20 protein-coding genes and 4 tRNA genes are annotated in these 26,501 nt (G+C 60.2%); 11 read left to right on the top strand and 13 right to left on the bottom strand.

The window, feature by feature from the left end:
* Positions 1-7: 7 nt before the first annotated feature.
* The 8 genes from FG13_RS17870 to FG13_RS17835 all read right to left on the bottom strand — a co-directional run bounded on the left by FG13_RS17870 (position 8) and on the right by FG13_RS17835 (position 5,198).
* Positions 8-346: a CzcE family metal-binding protein gene (locus tag FG13_RS17870; protein ID WP_051959203.1), complete on the bottom strand. Its 339-nt coding sequence runs from the start codon at positions 344-346 to the stop codon at positions 8-10.
* Positions 347-481: 135 nt separating this feature from the next.
* Positions 482-1,108 carry an ABC transporter ATP-binding protein gene (locus tag FG13_RS17865; RefSeq protein WP_035823033.1) on the bottom strand — a complete coding sequence of 209 codons (627 nt, stop codon included), beginning with the start codon at positions 1,106-1,108 and terminating at the stop codon, positions 482-484.
* On the bottom strand, positions 1,099-2,202 hold the full coding sequence (locus FG13_RS17860) for a hypothetical protein (protein WP_035823031.1): 1,104 nt from the start codon (positions 2,200-2,202) through the stop codon (positions 1,099-1,101). Before FG13_RS17860 ends, FG13_RS17865 begins: the two co-directional genes overlap by 10 nt.
* Positions 2,203-2,303: 101 nt before the next feature.
* A tRNA-Asp gene (locus tag FG13_RS17855) sits at positions 2,304-2,380 on the bottom strand.
* A 57-nt stretch (positions 2,381-2,437) separates the two neighbouring features.
* Positions 2,438-2,513, bottom strand: a tRNA-Val gene (locus tag FG13_RS17850).
* Between the two features lie 216 nt (positions 2,514-2,729).
* Positions 2,730-2,806 (bottom strand) — tRNA-Asp (locus tag FG13_RS17845).
* A 54-nt stretch (positions 2,807-2,860) separates the two neighbouring features.
* Positions 2,861-2,936, bottom strand: a tRNA-Val gene (locus tag FG13_RS17840).
* Between the two features lie 99 nt (positions 2,937-3,035).
* A complete protein-coding gene (locus tag FG13_RS17835; protein ID WP_235211760.1) occupies positions 3,036-5,198 on the bottom strand; it encodes a S9 family peptidase in 2,163 nt (720 codons plus the stop codon).
* Between the two features lie 185 nt (positions 5,199-5,383).
* Here FG13_RS17835 and dinB point away from each other — a divergent pair, with 185 nt between their 5' ends.
* Positions 5,384-6,538: a DNA polymerase IV gene (gene dinB, locus FG13_RS17830; RefSeq protein ID WP_035823028.1), complete on the top strand. Its 1,155-nt coding sequence runs from the start codon at positions 5,384-5,386 to the stop codon at positions 6,536-6,538.
* Positions 6,539-6,656: 118 nt separating this feature from the next.
* On the top strand, positions 6,657-7,553 hold the full coding sequence (locus FG13_RS17825; RefSeq protein ID WP_035823026.1) for a recombination-associated protein RdgC: 897 nt from the start codon (positions 6,657-6,659) through the stop codon (positions 7,551-7,553).
* 134 nt (positions 7,554-7,687) lie between these two features.
* On the opposite strand, the gene FG13_RS17820 is transcribed toward FG13_RS17825, so the two are convergent.
* Both FG13_RS17820 and FG13_RS17815 read right to left on the bottom strand, forming a co-directional pair.
* Complete coding sequence (locus FG13_RS17820) at positions 7,688-10,381, bottom strand: TonB-dependent receptor (protein ID WP_235211759.1); 2,694 nt, start codon at positions 10,379-10,381, stop codon at positions 7,688-7,690.
* A gap of 608 nt (positions 10,382-10,989) precedes the next feature.
* Positions 10,990-11,475, bottom strand: a complete 486-nt coding sequence (locus FG13_RS17815) for an asparaginase domain-containing protein (RefSeq protein WP_034781194.1) — start codon at positions 11,473-11,475, stop codon at positions 10,990-10,992.
* A gap of 161 nt (positions 11,476-11,636) precedes the next feature.
* On the opposite strand from FG13_RS17815, the gene FG13_RS17810 reads away from it, so the two are divergent.
* The gene (locus FG13_RS17810; protein WP_035823019.1) at positions 11,637-12,410 is read left to right on the top strand and encodes a hypothetical protein; all 774 of its coding nucleotides are present in this window, start codon (positions 11,637-11,639) and stop codon (positions 12,408-12,410) included.
* Here the strand turns inward: FG13_RS17810 and FG13_RS17805 are convergent.
* Entirely contained in the window at positions 12,398-13,411 is a 1,014-nt protein-coding gene (locus tag FG13_RS17805) for a D-2-hydroxyacid dehydrogenase family protein (protein ID WP_035823016.1), read from the bottom strand. The two genes, FG13_RS17810 and FG13_RS17805, sit on opposite strands and share 13 nt — an antisense overlap.
* A gap of 328 nt (positions 13,412-13,739) precedes the next feature.
* Here FG13_RS17805 and FG13_RS17800 point away from each other — a divergent pair, with 328 nt between their 5' ends.
* Positions 13,740-15,611 carry a phosphoenolpyruvate carboxykinase (GTP) gene (locus FG13_RS17800; protein ID WP_035823014.1) on the top strand — a complete coding sequence of 624 codons (1,872 nt, stop codon included), beginning with the start codon at positions 13,740-13,742 and terminating at the stop codon, positions 15,609-15,611.
* Between the two features lie 194 nt (positions 15,612-15,805).
* Here FG13_RS17800 and uvrA read toward each other — a convergent pair whose 3' ends face one another.
* Positions 15,806-18,655, bottom strand: coding sequence for an excinuclease ABC subunit UvrA (gene uvrA, locus FG13_RS17795; RefSeq protein WP_035823012.1), 2,850 nt, complete (start codon positions 18,653-18,655; stop codon positions 15,806-15,808).
* A gap of 381 nt (positions 18,656-19,036) precedes the next feature.
* On the opposite strand from uvrA, the gene ssb reads away from it, so the two are divergent.
* The 7 genes from ssb to FG13_RS17760 all read left to right on the top strand — a co-directional run bounded on the left by ssb (position 19,037) and on the right by FG13_RS17760 (position 26,023).
* A complete protein-coding gene (gene ssb / locus FG13_RS17790; RefSeq protein ID WP_034781209.1) occupies positions 19,037-19,546 on the top strand; it encodes a single-stranded DNA-binding protein in 510 nt (169 codons plus the stop codon).
* A 1,023-nt stretch (positions 19,547-20,569) separates the two neighbouring features.
* On the top strand, positions 20,570-20,995 hold the full coding sequence (locus FG13_RS17785; protein WP_035823010.1) for a hypothetical protein: 426 nt from the start codon (positions 20,570-20,572) through the stop codon (positions 20,993-20,995).
* Positions 20,996-21,349: 354 nt separating this feature from the next.
* On the top strand, positions 21,350-21,574 hold the full coding sequence (locus FG13_RS17780) for a hypothetical protein (RefSeq protein ID WP_035823006.1): 225 nt from the start codon (positions 21,350-21,352) through the stop codon (positions 21,572-21,574).
* Positions 21,575-21,583: 9 nt separating this feature from the next.
* A complete protein-coding gene (locus FG13_RS17775) occupies positions 21,584-22,831 on the top strand; it encodes a hypothetical protein (RefSeq protein WP_152598800.1) in 1,248 nt (415 codons plus the stop codon).
* A 108-nt stretch (positions 22,832-22,939) separates the two neighbouring features.
* Complete coding sequence (locus tag FG13_RS17770) at positions 22,940-24,025, top strand: DUF455 family protein (protein ID WP_035823003.1); 1,086 nt, start codon at positions 22,940-22,942, stop codon at positions 24,023-24,025.
* Entirely contained in the window at positions 24,022-24,780 is a 759-nt protein-coding gene (locus FG13_RS17765; RefSeq protein ID WP_035823000.1) for a nucleotidyltransferase family protein, read from the top strand. The genes FG13_RS17770 and FG13_RS17765 overlap by 4 nt, the downstream gene beginning before the upstream one ends.
* Entirely contained in the window at positions 24,755-26,023 is a 1,269-nt protein-coding gene (locus tag FG13_RS17760; RefSeq protein WP_051959199.1) for an MFS transporter, read from the top strand. The genes FG13_RS17765 and FG13_RS17760 overlap by 26 nt, the downstream gene beginning before the upstream one ends.
* Before the next feature lie 6 nt (positions 26,024-26,029).
* Here the strand turns inward: FG13_RS17760 and FG13_RS17755 are convergent, their stop codons facing one another.
* The gene (locus tag FG13_RS17755) at positions 26,030-26,458 is read right to left on the bottom strand and encodes a hypothetical protein (protein WP_051959196.1); all 429 of its coding nucleotides are present in this window, start codon (positions 26,456-26,458) and stop codon (positions 26,030-26,032) included.
* Between the last annotated feature and the right edge of the window lie 43 nt (positions 26,459-26,501).

The raw sequence follows: 26,501 nt of genomic DNA, 5'->3' as shown, positions 1-26,501 counted from the left end.
AAGAAACTTAGCTGCCCGCGTACAGGGGATTGGCGGCCACATACACCCGGATGCCATCGACGGCCATGTCCTTCGGCGCGATGTCGCTCAGGGCGAAGACGGTCTTGTTGTTGAAAGTTTGCACGTGCCATGTAAAACGCTGGCCGGCGCGCGCGATGGTGACGGTTTCGCCGCGCGTGACGTTGATGTGGCGCGTGTCGGGCTGCAACTCGATGCCGCGCTGGGCGGCGGCGTGCGGGGCGCTGCTGCCATAGTCGGCGGCCGTGCCCGTGGGGCCGGCAGCGATGGCGGAGGTGGCAAAGGCGGCGCACAGGATGGCCAGGGCGCGGCGGTGGGTGTTCAACATGCTGATCTCCAAGAATAGGCTGGACGCGGTGAATAACCGCGCCGTTTTATGGTGGTGGCTGCACCGGGATCGCCGGTTTTTGCAACACGGCATCGTAAGCTGTCCTTGGCCGATCTGCAAAGCTGTATTTCCTGTCTATATTTCCACCGTCGCCGCCAGCGGCACGTCCGGCGCCAGGTGGCTGGTCAGCACGATGCACTGGCGCGCCAGGCGGGACGGGTCGGACAGGCGCTGGCGCAAGTACGCCATGGCGGATGCATCGAGGCCGTTGAACGGTTCATCGATCAGCAGCAGGCGCACGGGCAAGGCCAGTGCCAGCGCCAGTTGCAGCTTTTTGTGCTGGCCCAGGGACAGGGCGTTGATGCTTTGCTGCAGGGTGGACGTCAGGGCAAACGCGCTCAACTCGTCGTTCAGCAGGGCCTGGTCGCAGCCCGGATACAGGGCCAGGTGCAGGTCCAGAAACTCGTGCACTTGCAGCCAGGGCAGGGCGGGTAGGTCGCCGCCGCAATAGAAGGCTTGCGCGCGGTAGGCCAGCGGCATGCAGCCACTGTCGATAGCGTCCAGGCGGATGGTGCCGCGCGCGGGCAGCAGGGCGCCGCCCGCCAGCTTCAGCAAGGTCGTCTTGCCGGCCCCGTTCGCGCCGCGCAGCCAGCTGATGCCGGGACCGCATTGCAGATTGAATCCCTGGAACACGCTGTGCGTGGGGAAGTGAAAATCGAGGTGCTCGATGTGCAGCACGGGAGAGGTGGCATTCAATTCCATAATTCGCTTCCGATGGCGCTCAAGGCAAGGATGGAGAAAACGACGAGGGCGACGCGTCCGCGCGCCGTGAGGCGGGGCAGGCCGACGATGGCCAGCAGGGCGGCGCAGGCCGTGATGGCGTAGACGCTGGTCACGCGCTGCTGCAAGGTTGCCGGATCGATGACGTACAGCAAGACGCCGGCGCCCAGCAGCACGGTCAACGCCGGCAGCAGGCTGGCCGCGCAGGCCAGGCGGATGAGGTTGCCGCTGGCCAGGGGCCAGGCGTTGAGCACGGGACGCAGCACGGCGATCTGCTCGCGCACGGCCTTGTCGCCGCGGTCCGTCACGATGACCAGGCTGGCGCTGGCCAGCAAACCGAGCAGCGGCGCGGGCACGAGCGGTGCGCGCAGCAGCCAGGCCAGCATGCTGGCGCCAGCCGTGGCCAGCAGCACGCTTTGCTGCAGGCCGGTCACATTTTCGTTGCGCCAGAACGGCAGCCAGAATAGCTGTCGCCACAGGAACACAGTGCGCCAGCGGAGCCTTTGCGGCACGTATGCCGTCATCGTTGACGGGCGCGCCGCTTGGGCGGGCCGCGGCGCGCGCAGGCGCTGCGCCACGATCAGCGTCGTCAACAGCCAGGTCAGCAGCCAGACGGCGATGGTGGCGGCAATGCCGGGCGCGGCGACCGGACGCAGCCAGGGTGGCGACTGCGCCAGCCAGATGCTGGCCGAGACGGCATAGGCCAAGCCCAGCGGCAGCATCAGCAGGCCGGCCACGGCGATGTCGGCCTGCCAGCGCAGGCGCGGCGGCAAGGGCAGCTGGCGCAGCCAGGCGGCGGTACTGGCTGGCAACAATCGCTTGCGCAGCAGCCAGGCGGGCATGCACATCAGCAGCACTTGCGCACCCAACAGGCCCAAGGCGGCGGGCCAGGGTAAGGTCATGGCGAGGAAACCGGGCAGGGCGATGACGCTGAGCAGACCCAGCAGGACGGGAGCGGCCAGGAAAAAGAAGATCTCCATGGAACTCGTCAGGCTGGCGGCAAATTGCAGCAAAGCATGATGGGCCAGGCGCAAGCGCAGGGCAAGATAGGGGGAAAAGCTGCGGGGCAGGCGCATCAGGCAGGAGTGGAGTCAGGGTAGCGCTGATTCTAGAGCATTTGCGGCCCCACAATGGGAAAAGCCCTTCGGTTCAGAGAACCAAAGGGCTTTTCTTTTATTGGCGGAGCGGACGGGACTCGAACCCGCGACCCCCGACGTGACAGGCCGGTATTCTAACCAACTGAACTACCACTCCAAGCTCGTATGATCTGTGTTGCTGATCCATGAAGCACTGGATAATTTTCTGTATTGGTGGTGGGTGCTGAGAGGCTCGAACTCCCGACCTACGCCTTGTAAGGGCGCCGCTCTACCAACTGAGCTAAGCACCCGCATACCCAGAAAACTATCCCGACGTTTGTCACCACGTCTGGAAGAGGCACTATTATAGGGGGCGCTTTCGTGCTTGTGCAACTATTCTTATGGGATAAAAGCATTTTTTTGCTGAAAAACGCAAAAATGTTGAGGCGAGGGGGGATTGGCGTGTTTTTGGCTTCTGAAATGGGAAAAGCCCTTCGGTTCAGAGAACCAAAGGGCTTTTCTTTTATTGGCGGAGCGGACGGGACTCGAACCCGCGACCCCCGACGTGACAGGCCGGTATTCTAACCAACTGAACTACCACTCCAAGCTCGTATGATCTGTGTTGCTGATCCATGAAGCACTGGACAGTTTTCTGATTTGGTGGGTGCTGAGAGGCTCGAACTCCCGACCTACGCCTTGTAAGGGCGCCGCTCTACCAACTGAGCTAAGCACCCGTTGCTTGTCTCAGAAAACCATCCCGACGTTTGTCACCACGTCTGGAAGAGGCGCTATTATAGGACGGCTAAAATCCTTCTGCAAGCGCTTTTTTCACATTATTCCGTGATATTCCACTGCGACAGCATCCACGCCATATTGAATGCGTTCTCGGCGATGGCGTTATAGCGGCCCGAGGCACCGCCGTGGCCTGCACCCATATTCGTTTTCAACAGCAGGGGATTGCCGTCCGTTTTATACGCGCGCAGCTTGGCCACGTATTTTGCCGGCTCCCAGTACATGACCTGGCTGTCGTTCAGGCCCGTCGTCACCAGCATGGCGGGATAATTCTTGCGCGCAATGTTGTCGTAAGGCGAGTAGCTGAGCATGTAGTCGTAGGCGGCCTTCTGGTTCGGGTCGCCCCATTCCAGATATTCTCCCGTGGTCAGCGGCAGGCTGGCGTCCATCATGGTGTTCATCACGTCGACGAACGGCACGGCCGCGTGCACGGCGTGGAACAGGTCGGGGCGCATGTTGACGACGGCGCCCATCAGCAAGCCGCCCGCGCTGCCACCCTGGATGATGAGGCGGTTCGGGCTGGTCCATTTTTCGCGCACCAGATAGTCGGCGCTGTCGATGAAGTCATTGAAGGTGTTTTTCTTCTTCATCAGCATGCCGTCTTCATGCCACGCTTCGCCCATGTCCGTGCCGCCGCGGATATGCGCCTGCGCATAGATGACGCCCCGCTCCAGCAGGCTGATGCGGCTGATGGAAAAACTGGCTTCCGTCGAGATGCCATACGAGCCATACGAGTACAGCAGCAGCGGCGCGGAACCGTCGAGTTTCACGCCCTTCTTGTAGACGATCCACAGCGGCACTTGCACGCCATCGCGCGCCTTGACCCACAGGCGCTGCGTCGTGTAGCGGCTGCCGTCAAAGCCGCCGACGATTTCCTGCTGCTTGAGCACCGTGCGCTTACCATCTTGCATGCTGACGTCGATGACGGTGGGCGGCGTGACGGGAGACTGGTAAGACATGCGAAATTGCGTGGCGGAAAACTCGGGCGTGCCGGCCGCCGTGGCCAGGTAGACGGGGTCGTCGAACTGCACCGTTTTCCAATTCTTTTGCGCAAAATCAAGGATGCGGGCGCGGTTCAGGGCGCGCGCCTTTTCCATCACCACCAGGTAGCCCTGGAAGACGTCGATGGACTGGATCACGGCATCCTTGTTGTGCGGCACGACGCTCTTCCAGTTCTTCGGCTGCGGGGCAGCCACCGGCGCGCTGACGACACGGAAATTCTTCGCCTCCTTGTTGGTCAGAATATACAACTGGCCGTCGCGGTGCTCGATGCCGTAGCGGTGGCCTTTTTCGCGTTTCAGCACGCTCTGGAAACTGCCTTGCGGCGTGCTCGTTGGCAGCAACAGCACTTCGCTGGTATCCGTGCTGCGCGCGGTGAGCACAAAGTAGCGATGGTCGCGCGTGCGGCTCACGCCGATGGCGAACTGTTCCACCGGCTCGTGGTAGACCTGCTGCAAGGTGCCGCCCAGCGGCAGGCGGAACAATCGGTCCGCGCGCTTGGTGGTGGCGTCTTCCTGCGTCAGTATCAGGGTGGCGTTGTCGGCCGCCCACGCCAGCGACGTCACGCGCGGCATGCTGTCGCCCAGCAGTTTGCCCGTTTTCAAATCCTTGACATGCAGCTCGTACTGGCGGAAACCCGTCGTGTCGGTGGTGTAGGCCAGCAACTGTTCATTCGGGCTGACGCTGAAGGCCCGCACGGCAAAGAATTTGTGGCCTTCGGCCAATTGATTCTGGTCCAGCAGGATTTCTTCAGCCGCCTGCGCATCGTAGGCGCCACTGGCGCCGACGGGGCGGCGGCAATGGATCGGGTATTGCTTGCCCGCTTCCACGCGCGTGTAATAGTAGAAATTGCCCTGGCGCGCGGGCACGGACAGGTCCACTTCCTGCATGCGGCCCTTGATTTCCGCATATACCTTGTCGGCCAGCGGCTGGATCGGGGCGGTCACGGCCGCCGTGTAGGCGTTTTCCGCATTCAGGTAGTCGATGACGGCAGGATCGGTTTTCTTTTGCAGCCAGCGGTAGTCGTCCGTGACGACCGTGCCGTGGCGCGTTTCCTGCCAGGCCGTTTTGGCGGCGACCGGTGCGCTGGCGGCTATGGTGGTGGTGTCGGCCAGCGCGGATGGCGCCAGGGTGGACAGGAGCAGGGCCGGCACGATGGATGAGCAGACGGCCAGTTGGCGTAAGACGTGAGGTACTGTGGACAAGGCAACTCCCTAGGTTTCGTTGTTGTGCAGCGATTCTATTCTTGCTAAATAGAAAAGCCAATCATGATTTCAATCAATACCGTCCCGGTGCTTGCATCCACTGGCATTTGCAGCGATACTGTATATAATTACAGTATCCGACAGCATCCCGCCGCGAGGTGTCCTTGACCGCATCTGCCCCTACATTGCCTGAATCCCGCCGCTGGATAGCCCACCTGGACATGGACGCCTTCTTCGCCTCCGTGGAACTGTTGAAATATCCGGAACTGCGCGGCGAAGCCGTCGTCATCGGCGGCGGGCGCTTGCAGCAGCCGGTGCTGCAGGAAGATGGCACGCGGCAGTTTGCGCGCATGCGCGACTACGTGGGGCGCGGCGTCGTCACCACCTCGACCTACGCGGCGCGTGCGTTTGGCGTGTTTTCCGCCATGGGCATCATGAAGGCGGCGAAACTGGCGCCCGACAGCATCCTGCTGCCGGCCGATTTCGAGGCTTACCGCGACTATTCGGCCCGCTTCAAGCAGGCCGTGGCCCAGTTGTGCCCCATCATCCAGAACGTGGGCATCGATGAAATCTATGTCGACCTGACCGAATACGGCGAGCAGGCGCCGGCCATGGCGGCGCGCCTGAAGGCGGCCGTGTCCGAGGCGACGGGCCTGTCGTGCTCGATCGGCCTGGCGCCGAACAAATTGTTGGCGAAAATCTGTTCTGACCTGGAAAAGCCGGACGGCCTCACCATTTTGTCGCCCGAAGATATCGCCACGCGCGTGTGGCCCTTGCCGGCGAAAAAGATCAACGGCATCGGCCCGAAGGCGACGGCCAAGCTGGAAGCCTTGGGCATTGTCACCATCGGCGAGCTGGCGCAGGCCGACATGGCCATGCTGCGCACGCAGTTTGGCGACCTGTACACGGGCTGGCTGCGCCAGGCGGCGCTGGGCATCGACGAGCGGCCCGTGCAGACGAGCCGGGAAACCAAGTCCGTCAGCCGCGAAACGACGTTCGAGCGCGACTTGCAGGTGGTGCGCGACCGCGCCACCTTGTCGGAAAAGCTGGAAAGCCTGTGCACGCGCGTGGCCGGCGACCTGGACAAACAATCGCTGGCGGGGCGCACGGTGGGCATCAAGCTGCGCTTCGAGGATTTCAGCACCGTCACGCGCGACATCACCTTGCCCAGCGCCACGGCAGACGCCGCCGCCATCCTGCGCGCCAGCCGCGATTGCTTGCGGCGCGTGCCATTTGAAAAGAAAATCCGCCTGCTGGGCGTGCGCATCTCGACCTTGTCCGATCCGGCCATCGTGACGCGGCAGGCGCCGGCCCAGGCGGAGCTGTTTCCCGCCCTGTAGCGGCATTCCCCACGCATCAACTACACCGCGCCAGTCCGCGCTTTTGACGGCATTCCCGTGTCGAAAGTGTAGAATGGCGTTCCCCTGGCACTACTGAAACAAACGGAAGACAAAAACTATGTGGTTCAAGAATCTTCAGATTTACCGCCTGCCCGCACCATGGGCCTATACGCCAGAACAACTGGAAGAGGCCTTGTCCTCGAACAAATTTACGCCGGCGACCAGCATGGATCTGATGCGCCAGGGCTGGGATACGCCACGCCCGAACGGCGGTCTGGTCCACGTGGTCAACAAGCAGATGCTGATCCTGCTGGGCACGGAAAAGAAACTCTTGCCAGCGACCGTCATCAACCAGGTGGCCAAGGCCCGCGCTGCCGAGATGGAAGAAGCGCAAGGCTTTGCGCCTGGTAAAAAGGCCATGAAGGAATTGAAGGAGCGCGTGGCCGACGAGCTGCTGCCGCGCGCCTTCAGCATCCGCAGCAACGTCTGGACGTGGATCGACCCCGTCAATGGCTGGCTGGTGGTCGATGCCGCCAGCCCGGCAAAAGCCGATGAAGTCATCAAGCTGCTGTTGAAAGCCGTCGACAAACTGCCGCTGGAAAGCCTGCGCGTGCAGCGTTCGCCCGTGGCGGTGATGACGGAATGGCTGCAAGCGGACGATGCGCCGGCCGGCTTCACGGTCGACATGGATACGGAATTGCGCGCCACGGGCGAAAGCAAGGCCACCGTGCGCTACGTGCGCCACACCCTGGAAGCGGACGACGTGCGCCGCCACATCGCGGCCGGCAAGCAGTGCACGCGCCTGGCCATGACGTGGAACGACAAGATTTCGTTCGTGCTGACGGAGTCCCTGGCCATCAAGAGCGTCAAGCCGCTGGACGTGATCAAGGAAACGGAATCGAGCACGAAGAACGACGAAGAGCGTTTCGACGGCGACGTGATGCTGATGACGGGCGAGCTCGCCAAGCTGATGGCCGACGTGGTCGAAGCCCTCGGCGGCGAAGCGACTGCATAAGCGTAGCCATGCCGGTACGAAAAAGGAGCTGCGGCTCCTTTTTTTCGCCTATGCAATGTGTTGCTGCATAAAAAAAGCGCCTTGCACGGTGAGGTGCAAGGCGCTTTCGAGACCAGCTAATTCACAACGTCAAATTAGAACTTGTAGTTGCCGGTGATGTAGAACGAACGCAGCATTGGATCGGCGTAACGTGGGTCGAAACCAACCTGGTGGCCCGACGAAGCGCGCAGCGACAGCGGCGGTGCACGGTCAAACAGGTTTTTGATGCCTGCGCGGATCGTGGTTTGCTTGTCAAAGGCGAAACGTGCTTGCCAGTCGAACGTCGTGTACGACGGTACTTGCAGGCGGAAGTCCTCTACTTTGGCTTTGGTGTCCTCGTTGTACACGGTTGCTGCCGCATCGGTGTAACCGTTACGGTAGTTGACCGTTACCGTGTTGCTCAGGCGGCCCGTATCCAGGGTCGTCGTCAGCTTCATCAGGTTGCGGAACGTGACTTCGTTGGTGTCGCCGAAGAAGTCCATGTTGCTGGTGAACACGTTGTTGCTGCCTGCCTTGGTGTAGTTCGCGTGCAACATGTGCGTACCGCTCAATTGAGCAGTCAGCTTACCGAAGGAAAATTTGTGGTTGGCCGACAGATCCCAGTCGATACCACGGTATTCCTTCTTACCAACGTTGACCGACAGTTTCTTGAACGCGTAGTAGGTATTGCCGGTCGATGGCTCCTTGTATTTGTCGAAGCTCGTCGCATATTTGACCGGATCGGCAAATGCTTGCTCTTCGGTGATTTCCGAGACGGCATTGCGCAGTTTCACGTCCCACAGGTCGGCGCCGAACGAGAAGGCCGCGCTAGGCTCAACACGGAAGCCCAGGGTGAATTGCTTCGATTTTTCCGATTGCAGTTCTGGATTGCCTTCCGATACAGCATTGTATTGAATCGGTTCGCCGCGGCAGAACTCGGTACCTGGGTATGGGCAGGCAAATTTCTTGGCGGTAAAGCCGGCATTGACCAGTGGCTGAGCGATGTCCAGCATGCTTGGCGCCTTGAAGCCCGTGCCGTAGGAACCGCGGATCAGCACGGTTTGTACCGGCTGCCAGCGTGCCGATACCTTGTAGGTATTGGCGCTGTCTTTTTTGCCGACTGTTTTTTTGTTCAGCTTGTCATCGATCGCCTTGACCGCATCGTAACGGCCGCCAACGGTCATTTCGAACGACTTGGTCAGCGGTGCCAGCAACTCGACGAAGGCGCCGTAGGTGTCGCGGCTCATGTCGTAGGCGGCCTTCGTATTGAAGTTGTAGAGGTCATCGCCAGTGGCATTGCTGCCTGGCGATTGCTCATAGATATAGGTGCGGTAGTCGCCACCGATACCGAGGCTGGCTTTGCCGCCTGGCAGGTCGAACAGTTCACGCGAGCCGTGCGTGTCGATGCCGCGCATGGTGGTCGATGCGGTACGCACGGAGCCGACGAACTGTGCGCCGGCGATTTGCGCTTGCACGGATGGTTTTTGCGTCGTTGCAAACGCATCGAAATCCGGATTGGCGAGGATGTCCTTGAAGCCCTGATTTGTCGCGTAGCCGCCCGTGTAACGCTCGTTGATCGAGTTTTGCGACCAGGTCAGGCCGCTTTCGAAGTTCCACGCGCCCAGTTCGCCTTCGACGCCCAGCACAATGTGCTTGGTTTCGGTGATGGTGTTGCTGGCGCGCAGGCCGAAGTCGTTGCTGCGGTAGTTGGCCGTGACCGATTTGATATCGCCCTGTTGCGCTGGCGACAGGTAGGGTTGTACGTAATTGGCGTAGGCTGATGGATTGTTGAACACCAATTTCTCAACGCCGGTGACAGGGTCTTTTTCCGTTTGTGCGATCGAGATGGGGATCGGGTTGGCGGCGATACGCGCCGTCAGGTCGTAGCGCGAGTAGGCCAGTTCGGCGAACGCGTTCAGGCTGTCATTGAGCTTGTACGTTGCTTTGGAAAACAGGCTGTCGCGTTTCGATTGTGGCACGATTTCCACGGTGGAACCCGTGTCGAAGCCGCACGCGCGTGCATTGCCGGCCGTGACGAAGGAATCGTCAGGGCAATTTCCTTTGTTTTGCAGTAAGTAAGGCGTGAAGGAAGTCGATGAGCTGTTCTTCGTTTTGTACGCTACAGTGGCGCCTGCTGGCGATGCCGAGGTGCTGGTGCGGTCCCAGATGTAGTTCTTGCCGCCGCGGTTGAATTTCAAGTACGACGTATCGGCGAAATTGCGGTCGGTGGCGCGCAGTTTCGACTGCTCATCATGGCGGTACGACAACAGTACGTTGAAGCGGTCTTCTTCCAGGTCGCCGAAACCATAGGTGACGCTGGTGTTCCAGGCGTTACCGCCCTTGGCTTCCGGAGCGCTGTAAGTGGCTTCCAGGGTGGCGCCTTGCTGGTTTTTCTTCAGAATGAAGTTCAGTACACCGGCAATGGCGTCCGAGCCGTACAGGGCCGAAGCGCCGTCGGTCAGGATTTCGACGCGCTCAACGGCGCTCATCGGGATGGCGTTCAGGTTGACCGTGGTGCCGGAACCTTGTGGCGCGATGCGGCGGCCGTTCAACAGCACCAGGGTGTAGGACTCGCCGATACCGTGCAGCGATGCACTGGTATTGCCGCCCGAATCAGAACCGGCAGCAACTGCGCCGATGGTGAAGCCTTGCATGGCTGGCAGAGCCTGGATCAGGTCGGCTACCGAAGTGGCGCCCGATTTGGCGATCGCTTCTTGCGACAGACGCTGCACAGGCAAAGCGCCTTCGACAGCGATACGCTTGATGCTCGAACCGGTAATTTCAACTTTTTGAATTGCTTCGTCCGCCATGGATTGGCCAGAGAACAAGACGCTACCTGCCAGAACGGTCAGGGCCAGGCGTACGCTGCGTACGCCAATTTTTTCTTTAAATGCCATTGTAACAATTACTCCGTAGTAGTTTTAATAACGACAAGCAGTACACGAGCACGTATAAGCCATCGGATAGATGACCAGCGGTGCTCGTGTACGGTAGGCGGAACCACGTCGGTGGGAGGTGGAAGACTACTTAGCGCAATATTGTTATAAATGCACTTTTGACTTGTCGAGGCGAACATTATGTCGTCTCAGCAAGAAAAAATGCATATCAACCGTGTCGGATTTGGCAATAAATTACGGATACAGAAGAATATTTAAGTTAATTGTTAAATTGCAGTTTTATATTTAATAATATCGGTGTTTTTAAAAATGATGAATGGCGTTTTTTTACAACATAAAATTATTGTATTGGCAATTCGATGTTTTACCTGCAATAATTCGACGAAATCTGTCGCATTGCAGAATTTTTGAAAGGCAAAAAAACGTAAAAAAAGCCCGTTGAAAACGGGCTGGTCGAATTGTGACAACGTGCCAGTCAGACCGTGTGCCGGTCTGCCTGCCGCGTCCTGTCCGGCATCGGCTTACAAAGGCTGGAATACGCCGGCGGCGCGGTTCTTTTGCACATTGTCCCAGGCGAAGATCTGGCCATTCATGGCCACGTACACGCCGGCTGGCAAGGTTTGCGCCACGCCGCAGGCAAAGCCGAGGTTGAACAGGGCGTCGGAATTGTCGATTTCGTAGGGAATCATGGCGCCCGTCAATATCACCGTTTGCTGCAGGTTCGCCGCGCCCAGCACTTGCGCCGTTTCGCGCATGGTGTCGGTGCCGTGGATGATGACGATGGCTTTCTCCTGCGCCGCGCGGCACGAGGCCAGCACGCGCTGGCGGTCCGCATCTTGCATGTCGAGTGAATCGAGCAGGGGCAATTGCTCCAGCGCCACGGGGGCCGTCATGCGCGCGCGGGCAATCGCTGCCGGCAAATGACTGTCGGAAAAGCCCAGGGTACCGTTCAATTCGTTGTAGTGTTTGTCGAAAGTGCCGCCAGTGGCGAGTATGCGCAAAGTCATGATGTGGTCACGATGTCAGTGGAGAATGACGCGCATGATAGCGTGGATTGTGTGCCTTGCGTGAATGGCGGGCCGCGGCGGGCCGTTGCGGATCGCATCTGGAAAATTTGGCCATCTGTGAGTACACTGGTTTCTTTGTTTGCCTGCCACCCCGACTCCGTATGAAAGCGCTCGCTCCCGGCACCGTCATTTTTCACCGCCACCGCGGTTACGGGGTGATCACGTCCGTCAATTTGCTGACGGGCTGGATCGCCGCCCGTTTCGGCAGCGAAGCGCGCACCCTGGACCTGAACCTGTCGACCGACGACGTGCAGTTTGCCGATGGCGAAGCGATCCTGTTTAGGCGCGCGCCACCGGACCGCATGCCGCACGCGCGCCTGATGGCCATGGTGCGCGAGCTGCACCAGGCCGGCTATCAAAAACTGTATCTGTATTCCTGGCCCAAGCCGTCGGGGCTGCACTGGCGCTGGCATTTGTTTACGGGGCCGCGCGACTGGATGCAGCGGCCCTGGCGCGAAGGCTGGTACGGTTCGGGCGCCGATTACAACGTCAACCCCGTGATGGGCTGGGGCGATACGCCCGGCGCCACCACTGGCGAGCTGATCGACGCCCTGGCCCGTTTCGACCCGCAAGGCCTGGCGCAGGCGCTGGGACGCGACGACGACCATAGCGCGTGGTTTGGCCGTGTCTGCGACGCCTTATTACCCAATTACATGTACAGCCTGGACATGCAGCGCACGCCAGGCGAACCCTTGCCCGACATGCCGCCCGTGCCGGTCGTGGCCGTGCGCGCCGGCGTGGCGCCGTACCGTGGGCCGGACATCGCCTGGCCGCCCGGCTGGGCCGGCCTGTGGCGCGGCCGCCACGTGCTGCCCGCGCCCGCCATCCGCATCACGGGCGAGCCGGACTTGCTGAAGGGCTTTCAGCGTTCCTGAAGGGCTTGCCGCGCATGCTGCAATGCTTCGGGATTGAGCAGGCGCGTGCATTGACCCTGCGTAAAATCAACGATGTTTTGCAAGGCGTAGCGGAAATACAGCTCATAGCTGTCACGCTCGACGTAGCCCAGGTGTGGCGTGGCCAGCACGTTCGGCAGCAGCAGCAATGGCGAGCCTGGCGGCAGCGGCTCGTCCGTAAACACGTCCAGCGCGGCGGCGCCCGGGCGCCCCTGCGGCAACGCCGCTTCCAGCGCGCCATCGGCGACCAGCTCGGCGCGGCTGGTGTTGACGAACAGGGAAGTGGGCTTCATGCGCGCCAGGTCCTCGCTTGTTACCAGCCCGCGCGTGGCGTCGGATAGGCGCAGGTGCAAGGTCAATACGTCTGCCTGTTCAAAGAAGGCCTCGCGCGATGTTGCCGCCGTATCGCCGGCCGCCACGGCCGCCGCTCGGCTCGCTTCGCTGCCCCACACGAGGATGGTCATGCCGAAAGCGCGGCCATAGCCGGCGATCAATTGACCGATCTTGCCGTAGCCCCAGATCGCCAGAGTGCGCCCCTTCAATACCGTGCCGAGCGTGTTGCGCTGAGGTTCCAGCGACGACGTCTGCCACAGCCCTTCCTGTAAATGTTGCGCGTAGGGCACGATCTTGCGCTGCGCCGCCATGATCAGCGCCCACGTCAGTTCGGCCGGCGCCGTGGGCGAGCCGATGCCTTCCGCGATGGCGATGCCCAGCTCGGTGGCGGCCGGCACGTCGATGTGTCCACTGACCTTGCCCGTTTGTGAAATCAGTTTCAGGTTCGGTAACTTCGACAGCAAGGCCCGGTTGAAACTGCTGCGTTCGCGGATCAGCACCAGGGCGTCGAACGGCGCCAGGCGGATCGCCAGCTGGCCCAGTCCCCGCGCCGTATTGCTGAACACTTTGACCTCGTGGCCATCGAGCAACTGGAAACAATCGAGGCCGCGCACGGCATCCTGGTAATCATCAAGTATGGCAATTTTCATGGTGGATGGCCGATTTTAGTGAGGATTTGGTAGGGAAATAACAGGATACGGAAAATGCTGAATAGCCTACTACATTAGTCAAGCTATTCTCCTACATTTTTGCGAGAATAGCTGTTACGCGGGTGTACAATCGCCGGCACTTTTGAAGCTTCCTGATTATAGTTATAGCGCAAACTGTTCCTGCAGCCTGGGTGCATGATCCAGGTACACGACACCAGAGCCCTGCCCGCGTGGACACACCGCCCGCAGTGAGCCGCAGCCACTTCTCAACGATGCTGCCTGTCTTGCCGGAACGACCAGAATTTCTTTTATTGGTATTGGAGGTAATATGAATCAGCCCGTCATGGGTGGCGTCGCCGCACTCAACGTCCCAGCTTATATTAAACAACAGAAACTGATCAACTGGGTGGCCGACATTGCCGCGCTGACCAAGCCAGAGCGTATTTACTGGTGCGATGGCTCGCAAGAAGAGTACGAGCGCCTGTGCGCTGAAATGGTTGCCAGCGGCACCATGAAAAAACTGAATGCCGAGAAGCGCCCGAATTCCTACCTGGCCTGCTCCGATCCGAGCGACGTGGCCCGCGTCGAAGACCGCACGTATATCTGCTCGGCAACGAAAGAAGCGGCTGGCCCGACGAACAACTGGACCGAGCCTGGCGAAATGCGCCACACCTTGAACGGCCTGTTCGACGGCTGCATGCGTGGCCGCACCATGTACGTCGTGCCATTCTCGATGGGCCCGCTGGGCTCGCCGATCGCGCACATCGGCGTGGAACTGTCCGATTCGCCGTATGTCGCCGTCAACATGAAGATCATGACCCGTATGGGCCGTGCCGTGTACGACGTGCTGGGCACGGATGGCGAGTTCGTGCCGTGCGTGCACAGCGTGGGCGCACCGCTGGCCGCTGGCCAGGCCGACGTGAAATGGCCGTGCAACAGCACCAAGTACATCGTGCATTTCCCTGAAACGCGCGAAATCTGGTCCTTCGGTTCCGGCTACGGCGGCAACGCCTTGCTGGGCAAGAAATGTTTCGCCCTGCGCATCGCCTCGAACATGGGCTACCAGGAAGCGCAAGCATCGGACAACAATCCGGGCTGGCTGGCCGAACACATGCTGATCCTCGGCGTGGAATCGCCGGAAGGCAAGAAGCATTACGTGGCGGCGGCGTTCCCGTCGGCTTGCGGCAAGACCAACTTCGCCATGCTGATCCCGCCGGCAAGCTTTAACGGCTGGAAAGTGACCACCATCGGCGACGATATCGCCTGGATCAAGCCCGGTGCCGATGGCCGTTTGTACGCCATCAACCCGGAAGCCGGTTATTTTGGCGTGGCGCCGGGCACCAACGAAAAAACCAATTACAACTGCATGGCGTCCATGCGCGACAACACGATCTTCACCAACGTGGCGCTGACGGACGATGGCGATGTCTGGTGGGAAGGTTTGACGAAAGAAGCGCCTAGCCACCTGATCGACTGGCAGGGCAAGGACTGGACGCCAGCGTCCGGCACCAAGGCCGCGCACCCGAACGCGCGCTTTACGGTGGCGGCAACGCAAAACCCGGTGATCGACGCAGCCTGGGACGATCCGGCCGGCGTGCCGATCTCGGCCTTCATCTTCGGCGGCCGCCGCTCGACCACCGTACCGCTGGTGACCGAAGCGCGCAACTGGGTCGAAGGCGTCTACATGGCCGCCACCATGGGCTCGGAAACGACGGCCGCGGCCGTGGGCCAGATGGGCGTCGTGCGCCGCGATCCATTTGCCATGTTGCCGTTTATCGGCTATAACATGAGCGATTACTTCCAGCACTGGCTGGACATGGGCGTCAAGGTGGGCAAGGTCAACCCGGCCGCCCTGCCGAAGATCTACTGCGTCAACTGGTTCCGTACGGACGAGGCTGGCAAATTCGTCTGGCCTGGCTTCGGCGACAATATGCGCGTGCTCAAGTGGATGCTCGAGCGTATCGAAGGCAAGGCGGGCGGCGTGGAAAACCTGTTCGGCACGACGCCGCAGTATGGCGACCTGAACTGGGATGGCTTGCCATTCACGCAGCAACAGTTCGACACCATCACGTCGATCGACAAGGCCGCGTGGGTGGAAGAGTTGAAATTGCATACGGAGTTGTTTGAAAAACTCGCGTATCATCTGCCGCAGGAATTGGCAGATCACAAGGCTGCGCTGGAAAAGCGGCTGAGTGCATAACTAAGTTAGCGTAAAGCGGCATCTGACCAGCGCAGTAGCTTGTCAGGTGTTGAGAGTTGTAGTGGGGGAGAAACACGCTGGCAAAGACTGGCGTGCGATAAATGACACGCCGGCAATGACTGGGGTGCTATCAAAAAGAGAAACGGCGCGGATTGCATGAGCAATCCGCGCCGTTTTTTATTGTGCTGCCACCCTTATTGCTTGAGCAGCGGTCCCAGGTACTTGCCCGTCACGCTGGCCGGGTTCAGCGCCACATCTTCCGGCGTACCCGAGGCGATGATCTGCCCGCCGCCGGCTCCCCCTTCAGGGCCCAGGTCGACGATCCAGTCGGCCGTCTTGATGACGTCGAGGTTGTGCTCGATGATGACGAGGGTATTGCCCTGGTCGCGCAGACGGTGGATGACTTTTAATAATAAATCGATGTCGTGGAAGTGCAAGCCGGTCGTCGGTTCATCGAGGATGTACAGGGTGCGGCCCGTGTCGCGCTTGGACAGTTCCAGCGACAGTTTCACGCGTTGCGCCTCGCCGCCCGAGAGGGTGGTGGCGCTCTGGCCCAGCTTGATGTAGCCGAGGCCCACGTCGAGCAGGGTTTGCAGCTTGCGCGCGATCAGGGGCACGGGTTTGAAGAATTCATGCGCTTCTTCCACCGTCATGCCCAGCACTTCCGTGATGTTCTTGCCCTTGTATTGCACTTCCAGGGTTTCGCGGTTGTAGCGCTTGCCGTGACAGACATCGCACGGCACGTAGACGTCGGGCAAGAAGTGCATCTCGACCTTGATCACGCCATCGCCCTGGCACGCTTCGCAGCGTCCACCCTTCACGTTGAACGAGAAGCGGCCCGCGCTGTAACCGCGTTCCTTGGCCGTCGGCACGGTGGAGAACAGGTCGCGGATCGGCGTAAACAAGCCCGTGTAGGTGGCCGGGTTCGAGCGCGGCGTGCGGCCGATCGGCGCCTGGTCGACGGAAATGACCTTGTCGAAATGCTCCAGGCCGCTAATCGAGTCGTGCGGCGCCGGCTCCGTCTGCGAACCATACAAATGGCGCGACAGGGCAGGATATAACGTATCGTTGACGAGCGACGACTTGCCCGAGCCGGATACGCCCGTCACACACGTCATCAAGCCCACCGGCAAGCTCAGCGACACTTTTTTCAGGTTGTTGCCCGTCGCGCCAGTGATGACCAGCTGCTTTTCCGGATTGCTGGCGTGGCGCTTGGCCGGCACGGCGATTTTCAGCTTGCCGTTCAGGTACTGCGCCGTCAGCGATTTCTTGTTCTTCAAGATCTCGGGCAGGGTGCCTTCGGCGATGATTTCGCCGCCGTGCACGCCCGCGCCGATGCCCATGTCGACGATGTAGTCGGCCGTGCGGATGGCGTCTTCGTCATGCTCGACCACCAGCACGCTGTTGCCGATGTCGCGCAAGTGTTTCAAGGTTTCGATCAGGCGGTCATTATCGCGCTGATGCAAACCGATCGACGGTTCATCGAGCACATACATGACGCCCGTCAAACCGGAGCCGATCTGCGATGCCAGGCGGATGCGCTGTGCTTCGCCGCCGGAAAGCGTGTCGGCGCTGCGGTCCAGCGACAGGTAGTCGAGGCCCACATTGTTGAGGAATTTCAGGCGCGAAATGATTTCCTTGACGACCCGGTCCGCGATTTCTTTCTTGGCGCCCGTCAGTTTCAGCTTTTCAAAGAATTCCAAGGTCTCGCGCAGCGGTTTTTCGGCCACTTCATAGATGGCCCGTTGCTGCTTGCCCGTGCCGACCTTGACGAAGCGCGCTTCCACGCGCAGGCGCGCGCCGTCGCATGAGGGACAGCATTTTTCATTGATGAACTTGGCCAGCTCTTCCTTGACGGCCATCGAATCCGTCTCGCGGTAGCGGCGCTGCAGATTGTTGACCACGCCTTCGAACGTGTGTTCCTTGATGACGGTGCGGCCCCGTTCGTTCACATAGCTGAACGGAATTACTTGCTTGCCGGAACCGTACAGCACTGCTTGTTGAGAATTGAGATCCAGCTGCTCGAACGGCATGTCCAGGTCGAACTCGTAAAAGGCGGCCAGGTTCGACAGCATCTGGAAGTAAAACTGGTTGCGGCGATCCCAGCCCTTGACGGCACCGGAAGCGAGCGACAGGTTCGGGAACGCGACGATGCGTTTCGGGTCAAAGAATTCAATGTGTCCCAGGCCGTCGCATTCAGGGCAGGCGCCCATGGGGTTGTTGAACGAGAACAGACGCGGTTCCAGTTCCTGCAGGGAATAGCCACACACATTGCAGGCGAATTTATTCGAATACACGTGCTCCTGGGCCGTATCCATCTCGTAGGCAATGGCGCGGCCGTCGGCCAGGCGCAGGGCCGTCTCAAAACTTTCCGCCAGGCGCTGTTTGATCTCCTGGTTCACCTTGACCCGGTCGATGACGACGTCGATCGTGTGTTTTTCCGTCTTCTTTAATTTCGGGAGGTCATCGACTTCATAGATTTTGGCCGCATGCGTGCCGCTCTGCACGCGAAAGCGCACGAAGCCCTGCGCCTGCATCTGCTCGAACAGATCGACGTGTTCGCCCTTGCGGTTGGCGACGACGGGCGCCAGGATCATCAGCTTGGTGTCTTCCGGCATGGCCAGCACGGCGTCGACCATTTGCGACACGGACTGGGCCGCCAGCGCGTTTTCCGGATGGTCGGGGCAGTACGGCGTGCCCACGCGCGCATACAGCAGGCGCAGATAATCGTGGATTTCCGTCACGGTGCCGACCGTCGAGCGCGGGTTGTGTGACGTTGCCTTCTGTTCGATGGAGATGGCGGGCGATAAGCCTTCGATCAGGTCGACGTCGGGCTTTTCCATCAACTGCAGGAACTGGCGCGCATACGCCGACAGCGATTCGACGTAGCGGCGCTGGCCTTCCGCGTACAGGGTGTCGAAGGCCAGTGAGGACTTGCCGGAGCCGGACAAGCCGGTAATCACGATCAGCTTATTGCGCGGCAAATCGAGATTGATATTCTTGAGGTTATGCGTGCGAGCGCCGCGAATGCGGATCTGTTCCATGTGATTGCCTTGCTTTCAGTGAGTGGTGCGGCCGGCGCATTGTGCCTGGGTGCGGATGAGGAGCCACAACGGGTCAACCTGTAACTATAGCCGGGTTTTGCTCTGCATGCCTGAGGCAGTCACGGGCGGATTGCGCCGCCAGGCGAACGTGCCCCGACAAAGTTTGATACAGATGCGTGCAGACGTTTAAACACTGTATATAATACCAGTATTCAAGTTTCTTGTTTTCACCTGCCGTGAAAAAAACGTGCTGTCGCGCAGGAGAGGGCGTCCGCCAGAAAGCGGATGCTTTGCGCCGCGTGGTCGCTTATAATCCTCGTTTAGTACACTAAACTAACGCGCGGGACACCGGCTCCCGCTGCAGTTCATCAGGAGTTATTCATGGCATCAGTCAACAAAGTCATCATCGTCGGCAATCTGGGCCGTGACCCGGAAATCCGCTACATGCCTAGCGGCGACGCGATCGCCAACATCGCCGTGGCCACTTCGTACAAATCGAAGGACCGCAACACGGGCGAACAAAAAGAATTGACAGAGTGGCACCGTATCTCGTTCTTCGGCCGCCTGGCGGAAATCGTCGGCCAATACCTGAAAAAAGGTTCGTCCGTCTACGTCGAAGGCCGTCTGCAAACCCGTAAATACACGGACAAGGACGGCGTCGAGAAGTACGCAACCGACATCATCGCGGAACAGATGCAAATGCTGGGCGGCCGTTCCGGCATGGGCGGCGACGCCGGCGGTGGCGATGACAGCTACGGCGGTGGCGGCGGCTACGAAGCCCCGGCCCCGCGCCAGGCGCCAGCCCCGCGTCCAGCCCCGGCGCCGGCGCCACGCCCGGCACCGAAGCCAGCACCGAACTTCTCGGACATGGACGACGATATCCCGTTCTAATTCGTACTAAATCGCAGTTTTGTTGATGCAGGCCCGTTTCTCTTAGTGAGAGCGGGCTTTTTCTTTACCCACACAATATTTTGTGGCTTGCTACCTATTTAACTGAACTACTAGTTGAAAGACTTTGTGGGTTTGATACCCCATGTTTGTGCCTTATGTAACATGGGTTGCTTTTAGGGCCGCTTGATGGAGGATTCGTCAAGCTAACGACCTGCAGTCCAAGTTGTGCAGGCGCTTGGGGATGATGAAGTCACCGATATGGGACATTGAAAAACGACAATTGATACACGACGAAGCTATGCTAGAATTAAAACGGGATGAGGGGTGGTTCCCTTCCGCAGCAAGTTCCGTAATTGCGGGCTTAGAGAGAATAGACTGTACAACTTAGTCCCTCAAAATTTTACAGCTGATTGAGGCTGGCGACTATTCGGTCGCGAATCGCGCACTGGCACCGCTGTCCCGGAGCGCTCTTTGGCAACTCGCCAAGGGGTGTTCATGCTCTTCATATTTTATTATCCCTATCCCCCATCTTCTCAGGTATTACCCCTGGCGCCCGCGCGCATCGGCATAGCGCAATTACGCCTCGGGAATTTCAAGACGTTCTACTCGTTCAGTCTCCCGGCCCCCTTCGGTCACTCTTCGTTTTTACCACGCTATCAACGCAGGTTTCTATACCTTGATAGATACCGAAGGAAGGGGCGAGTGGCCAACACGACTCACTTCGTCTGCGCCAGCCGGAGCTAAGCCGATTGGCGTCGGCAGTCCAGTATCGAGTCGTAGACCTTGAAGAAATGAAGAAAGACGCAGGAAGGTCCAATGTCATCCACATCGGGCGCATGGGTCTACGCAGGAAGAGCGATGACAAACCGCGCCGGCCGGTGGATGTTCAAACGCAAGCGTCACGTTTTCCTTACATTGCTACCTCCGGCCGATAGTCAGTTGAATAATCAAGTTCTGAAAATTGTATCCACACATTATGTGGACCGCAGCGGCCGGTAGCCGCGATATCAAGGATTTCGTCACATGCTGAAATGGGAATACATCAACCAAAATCGTGCAGCTTGTTTCTGTGAGTATGCGACTGGTTTTATCAATGGCCGGGAGGTGTTGGTCGTCAAGCAGACCGCACATTCGAAGACCGCTATCATGAACATGATGGAAGAAATTACCTCTGGTTTGCTTGCTGGGCCGCTACGTGCCACTGACGCCACGCAATTGCGCGTGTTCACATTCTGCCCATCGGAGAAACCCTCTGAGCCTCAGTGGCAGGAAGTGTCGTTCGGAACCATCGTCCGGCGCCCGACCGAGCAGGGACTTGTGCAAGCAATAATAAATTCGCTGTTCCCGCTTAAGCAGCCCTATGTGGTCTCGGAAGCACAATGGGACAGGGTCTCATCTGCCATACAAGTTCAATTGGAAAACATTGATCCTGACAGACTGGCTCGTTAGGTTGGCTTCGTTCATTGACACAACTTTTTATGCCAATACTTGTTAGTAGGCATAACCGTTCTGATCGGATTACCCCGATCACTAAGCAAAGCCCTGCACATCCTTGATGTGCGGGGCTTTTTTTTGCGGCGGACAGGATGGGTTGCCACGCCAGCAGGCGGGCGCGTCCTGTGCACAATATTTTCCAGGGGTAACAAAAAACCGTGGCTTGCCGCTTTACTGTCCAGTCGTGACAAAACGAGAGAATGTCGTAGATGAAAGCTTATAAAATAATCTACGCCACCGTTTGCCGGTGGCCGGAAGCGTGCTTTTTTTGCGGTTCCGAGCGCAGGTCCATCACTCAAGGAGAAACTTATGATTAGTAACACCCAAGTGGTTCATGGTACCGGGTCTTTCAACACCTCTGGCTATTCCCTGAAACGCGCCAGCCGCGACATCGCTGCTGCCAGCAATGTCGCCGTGGCCGCACTGGATATTGCCGCGCTGGAAAACAGCCGCATGCACGGCGCCGCGCCGAAATGCTCGCGCAATAACCTCGAGTGCATCGTCGGCCCGAGCACCGTGCTGTCGTCGATGTAATCACTGACTGTGCCCAAGGTGGTGCTAGCCCCTAGCCCACCTTGGGCTTTCTCCGAGGGAGGCTCAATGAATCGAGAATTAATTGTAGTAACGACCCATGGAACATCCAGTTTTGACATCGGCGAGGATGAGCGCGTGCTCGATGCCCTGGCGCGCAATCATGTGCCCTGGACGGCGGTGGCCACCTACCTGCGCGATCCCTCCGGCGCCTATAGCCTTTTTCCTTGCTTGAGTGAAACTGGCAGCGCGATCCCGCCGGACCGGCAAGTCTATGCATTTTTTCAAAGAAATATTGATCCTTTCCTGCATACCAACAACACCTTGCAGGTGTCGCCGCCGGCCAACAATGAAGAAGCCGTGGCTGAATATATCTACGCCAACGGCGCGGCAAAGGGCGGCCCGAATATCCTGAAACGCCTCTCGTCGAACGAGTGCAAGCTGGCCGTGCGCGATGCCGTGGCACAAACGCTGCGCGACACCTTGTCGCCTGGTGACAAGCTGGTGGTCGGCGTGAGTGGCGGCGGCGACAGCAATGCCTTGCTGTATGCCTTGTCGCAATTTGACGAATTCCCGATTGACATCCATCCGGTCATCATCGAAGGACCGGGCGAGTGGAATTCCGGCGTGCCGCGCGCGCGCGAGCTGGCGCAGGCCTACAATCTGCCGCTGACCGTGGTCTCGGAAGAAGAATCGAAAGCGATACTCGGCGCCAGCGCTGGCGGCCTGGGCATCACCGACCGGTTTGCCCGGGAATTTCCCGACGATGACTTCGAATTCCTCGGCACCCTGATCATCCGGCGCGTACTGACGAGCGTGGCCAAATCGCTGGACGCGAAATTTATCGCCACCGGCCTCAATTTCGAAGACTTGCTGGGCGAGATGTTCGCCATCATGGCAACCGAACGGCGTTTATTGCCGCTGCCGGCCCGCCCGATCGGCGATGTCACCCTCGTCTATCCGCTGTGGATGACGCCCAAGAAAATTATCGACGGCTGCTTCCCCAAGTATTCATTTTCGAATTACGCAGACCGTTATCCGGGCTATGCGGAGGGACGCAACGCGTACTATTCGATGGCGTACTGGATGGCGTCGGCGTTTCCCGGCCTGCCCGAAAAAATGTTGCGCTGGGCGGCAAAGGAAGGCTCCGCCGGGGAAACGGTGTTCCCTGTGGATGAGGTGCTGGGCTATGAGACGCTCGAGCCCGTGAACTGGGCGCTGCGGGAACGCTTCCTCAGGATGTTGCGCACCACTGCCTAGGCTGCCGGACAACCGCTGGCGCGCCTTGCCCAGGGCAAGCTTCGCATCGCCGCGCGCCACGGTTGTTCGGCCGTTATTGATACTCGATTATCTACCGTTGGGAATGCTATGTCCGTCATCACAGAACACACGGCACGCCTGGCTGCCGCCGCGCACGCCCTCACGGCCATCCGGAACGCCTCGGCGCACGCGCTGATCACGGAGCGCGAGGTGGCTGGCAAGATCGCCTGGTCCATGACCTTGCATGCGGCGCAGCAGGCGCTGTCGACGGTACAGGATTGCTGCCATAGCTTTGCCCTGGGTGCGGCAGCCGCCAATCCGCATGGCGCGGACGAGGGCGTGCACATCGACGCGCATTTCGCCACCCTCCGGCACAGCATGCAGGCGCTCGCCTCGCTTGGCTTGTGGGCCAAGAGCGAACTGGCGGCACAGAAAGTCCTGTGGCTCCTGCCTGCCATGCACAGCGGCTGCCAGCGCCTCGAAGGCCAGGTGCTGCCGGCGCAGTGGGATTGTCCGGAGTTGCCCGGGCGCCCCGAGCAGCTGGAAATCGTCGACTACGTGCGCTATGAGCTGGACCGCGATTATCCGCGCAGAAAATTGCACCAGCAAATTTTTAATGTGGAAGTGTGCGCCGGTGAAGTGTGCGCCATGCTGGTGCTGCGATTCCCGGAGTTGCCGGGCGACGTGGCCGAATCGCTGACCTTGCAGTGCGTGGAAGAATTCCGGCACGCGCAGCTGCTGCTGGGCGCATTGGCGAACGAAGGGGGCGGCATCGGCGAAACGCCGGTGTCCCTGGGCATCTGGAAAAGCTGCCGCGCGGCGCAGAATGCGGCCGATTGCATCGGCCTCGAGCAAGTCATCGGCGAAGGCTTTTCGCTGGGCGCCGACCTGTACTATGCAGAGCTGTACCGTGCCATCGGCCGCGCCGATATTTCCCTGCTGCATGAATGCATTTATATCGACGAGGTCAACCACGTGAAGAATGGCCTGGCCAGTTTTCACACGCTGCTGGGCGCGCAGGCCGTGCAGCGCCTGCGCACGCTGGAAGAGTCATCCAAGGTGAGCGTGGTTGGTGGGCGGTTTTTCAATGCCGCCGCGCGCCAGTATGTCGGTTTCAGCGCGACGGAAATCGAACGCCAGCGGGACCGTTCGCAAGCGGTGGAGTTACCTGACCTGCAGGGGATGATGGAATGAATTTCGACGCAGCCCGCCAGTTGGTGGAGCAACACATCCTGCCCGCCTATCCGCATGCCGTAGCGGCGATCATCGGCGGCTCCATCGCGCGCGGCCAGGGAACGGCCACCTCGGATATCGATCTGCTCGTGTTGTTCGAGAACGTGCCGCATGCCTGGCGCGAGACGCTCAAGCTGGGCCAGCAGACGGTGGAATTGTATGGCCATGACCTGCACTCCTTCGATTACTTTTGCCGCAAGATGGATCGTCCCGGCGGCCGCATACCGATGGCGATGATGGTGATCGAAGGCAGGAATCTCTTGCCGCAGACGACCACATCCGCCGCCCTGTACCGGCTGGCGCAAGCCATGTACGACGAAGGCCCGCCGGCGCTGACGGGCGATGCCCTGGCCAGCCGGCGCTATGAAATCACGACCTTGCTGGAAGACCTGGTCGACAGCACGGTTGCCGAGGAAACACTGGCGATCGCCACCAAGCTGTATGACGTGCTGGCCAATTTCGTGCTGCGGGCCGGTGGCGCATGGAGCGGCGTCGGCAAGCATCTGGCGCGCCGGCTCAGGGCCTACAGCCCGGTGATCGCGGACGACCTGCATGCCGCCATGCGCGCGATCCTGCTCGACCCGCCGGCCGGCAAGCAGGCGTTTGGCGACCTGGTCGCGCGTGCGCTGCAGCCGTATGGCGGCCCTTTGCTCGACGGGTTTGCCCTGCATGCGCCGGCGGAATGGAAGAGTGACACGCCAGCGCTTGCCGCCTGAGGCGGCTGGCACCGTGTTGATGCGCACGGTGCAGGGGCGGCCGGTACAGCTATTCGGTTTTCCGCTGGTCTTCATGACCGTCCTGATCGACGTCCTGTGCGCGGGACTGGTGGCCCCCGTCTTGCCGCGCCTGCTGCTGCAATTGAGGGACAGTCCCGCCCAGCCCGTGTTATGGCTCGGTTACCTGGGGATGCTGTTTTCGCTGTCGCAAATGTTTGCCTTGCCACTGCTGGGGGCGCTGTCGGACCGCTTTGGCCGGCGCCCGCTGCTGCTGCTGTCGAACCTTGGCGTGGCCGTGTATTTTTTCTGTCTGGCCGATACGGAAACGCTGGCCCAATTGGTGCTGGGGCGTATCTTGTGCGGCATCACCGCCTCCAGCTTTGGCATCGCCTATGCGTTTATTGCCGACTGTTCCGAGGGCGCCGCGCGCAACCGCGCGTTTGCCTCGATGGGCGCGGCCTACAGCATGGGACTGGTGGCCGGGCCGGCCCTGGGCGGTTGGCTGGGCAATATCGACGTGCGCCTGCCCTTCTATCTTGCCGGCTGGCTGTCGCTCGGCAATCTCGTGTACGGCGTGCTGGTCTTGCCTGAATCTTTGCCGCCGGACAAGCGCGTTCCCGTCAGCTGGCGCATGAGCAATCCATTCGGCGCCGTGTGCGAGCTGGCCAGGCGTCCCGAACTGCGTTTCCTGACCCTGGCGTATCTGCTGGTGGCCAGCGCGCACTGGTCGATTGCCGTGGCGTTCGTGTTTTACACGCAGCAGCGCTATGGCTGGGACTCCACCCAGGTCGGCTTGATGCTTGCCGTGCTGGCAGGCTGGGGCGGCGTGGCGCAGCTGAAATGCGCCCCGTTTCTGATGGCGCGATACGGCCCGCGGCGTACGGCCATGCTGGCCTATGCCGGCTGCTGTGCCGGCTTCTTGTGTCTTGCCCTGTCGCGCCAGTCGGCGGGGGCGTATCTGGCCATTTTTTTGCTTGGCGTGGGAGAAATGGCCAACCCGGCGCTGCAGGGTCTGCTGACGAGTGCCGTGTCGGCGCGGCAGCAGGGCTGGCTGCAGGGCGCCGTCAAGAGCGCCGGCAGCCTGGCGGGGCTGGCGACACCGGCCCTGTTCGCCATGCTGGTCGCCGTCGATCCTGCCAGCCACGACAGCGGTGCTGCCTTTGTCCTGGCCGCCATCCTCTTGCTGGCCGCCTGCCTGGCGCTCGCCGCCAGCAAATACGCGGCGGGCAGCAAGCCGGCGTGACGTGGATCAATGCGCCGCGGCTTCTTTGATGCTCATTTCCAGGCTGTAATTCGCCACCGCATTCCTGCGCGCCGCATTGCGCATCAAATACACCTGCACCGCGTACTCGCCATCGGCCGGCAGTGCCGCCTGGTAAGTGTTGCCGCTGGTCGAGCCGATGAACAGGGCTTCATCCTGGCCTTGCTGGCGGATGTTGAAGTAGTTCGATGGCTGATTGGTTTTCAGCTTGATGCTGAGAGTCTTTCCCGCCTTGCCTGACACCGTGTATTCGGCCGTGGCATAGCCCTTGATCTTGCCCTTGACCGTATGCGTGGCCTGGTTCGCCGTCAATGTCACGTTTTCCTTGTGGATGGGATCGGCGCTCCAGGCGGGCGTGGCAAAGACGAGTGCCGCCAGCAGCAGGCAGGCGTGGATGGGCAATGGACGATGCGGCATGCGGTTTTCCCCTTGAAGTGGACACCAGCGCGGTTGCTGGCGA

It is taken from the genome of Janthinobacterium sp. RA13, assembly GCF_000745325.1.
GTDB lineage: Bacteria > Pseudomonadota > Gammaproteobacteria > Burkholderiales > Burkholderiaceae_D > Janthinobacterium > Janthinobacterium rivuli.
Note: the sequence above shows the minus strand (reverse complement) of the source record. Positions and strands in the feature narration are given on the sequence as shown.

What these genes read in the sequence shown, in the direction of transcription:
- FG13_RS17870 (WP_051959203.1), bottom strand. Translation starts at nt 346, where the DNA reads ATGTTGAACACCCACCGCCGCGCCCTGGCCATCCTGTGCGCCGCCTTT.
- FG13_RS17865 (WP_035823033.1), bottom strand. Translation starts at nt 1,108, where the DNA reads ATGGAATTGAATGCCACCTCTCCCGTGCTGCACATCGAGCACCTCGAT.
- FG13_RS17860 (WP_035823031.1), bottom strand. Translation starts at nt 2,202, where the DNA reads ATGCGCCTGCCCCGCAGCTTTTCCCCCTATCTTGCCCTGCGCTTGCGC.
- FG13_RS17825 (WP_035823026.1), top strand. Translation starts at nt 6,657, where the DNA reads ATGTGGTTCAAGAATCTTCAGATTTACCGCCTGCCCGCACCATGGGCC.
- FG13_RS17820 (WP_235211759.1), bottom strand. Translation starts at nt 10,381, where the DNA reads ATGGCGGACGAAGCAATTCAAAAAGTTGAAATTACCGGTTCGAGCATC.
- FG13_RS17815 (WP_034781194.1), bottom strand. Translation starts at nt 11,475, where the DNA reads ATGACTTTGCGCATACTCGCCACTGGCGGCACTTTCGACAAACACTAC.
- FG13_RS17810 (WP_035823019.1), top strand. Translation starts at nt 11,637, where the DNA reads ATGAAAGCGCTCGCTCCCGGCACCGTCATTTTTCACCGCCACCGCGGT.
- FG13_RS17805 (WP_035823016.1), bottom strand. Translation starts at nt 13,411, where the DNA reads ATGAAAATTGCCATACTTGATGATTACCAGGATGCCGTGCGCGGCCTC.
- FG13_RS17800 (WP_035823014.1), top strand. Translation starts at nt 13,740, where the DNA reads ATGAATCAGCCCGTCATGGGTGGCGTCGCCGCACTCAACGTCCCAGCT.
- uvrA (WP_035823012.1), bottom strand. Translation starts at nt 18,655, where the DNA reads ATGGAACAGATCCGCATTCGCGGCGCTCGCACGCATAACCTCAAGAAT.
- ssb (WP_034781209.1), top strand. Translation starts at nt 19,037, where the DNA reads ATGGCATCAGTCAACAAAGTCATCATCGTCGGCAATCTGGGCCGTGAC.
- FG13_RS17785 (WP_035823010.1), top strand. Translation starts at nt 20,570, where the DNA reads ATGCTGAAATGGGAATACATCAACCAAAATCGTGCAGCTTGTTTCTGT.
- FG13_RS17780 (WP_035823006.1), top strand. Translation starts at nt 21,350, where the DNA reads ATGATTAGTAACACCCAAGTGGTTCATGGTACCGGGTCTTTCAACACC.
- FG13_RS17770 (WP_035823003.1), top strand. Translation starts at nt 22,940, where the DNA reads ATGTCCGTCATCACAGAACACACGGCACGCCTGGCTGCCGCCGCGCAC.
- FG13_RS17765 (WP_035823000.1), top strand. Translation starts at nt 24,022, where the DNA reads ATGAATTTCGACGCAGCCCGCCAGTTGGTGGAGCAACACATCCTGCCC.
- FG13_RS17755 (WP_051959196.1), bottom strand. Translation starts at nt 26,458, where the DNA reads ATGCCGCATCGTCCATTGCCCATCCACGCCTGCCTGCTGCTGGCGGCA.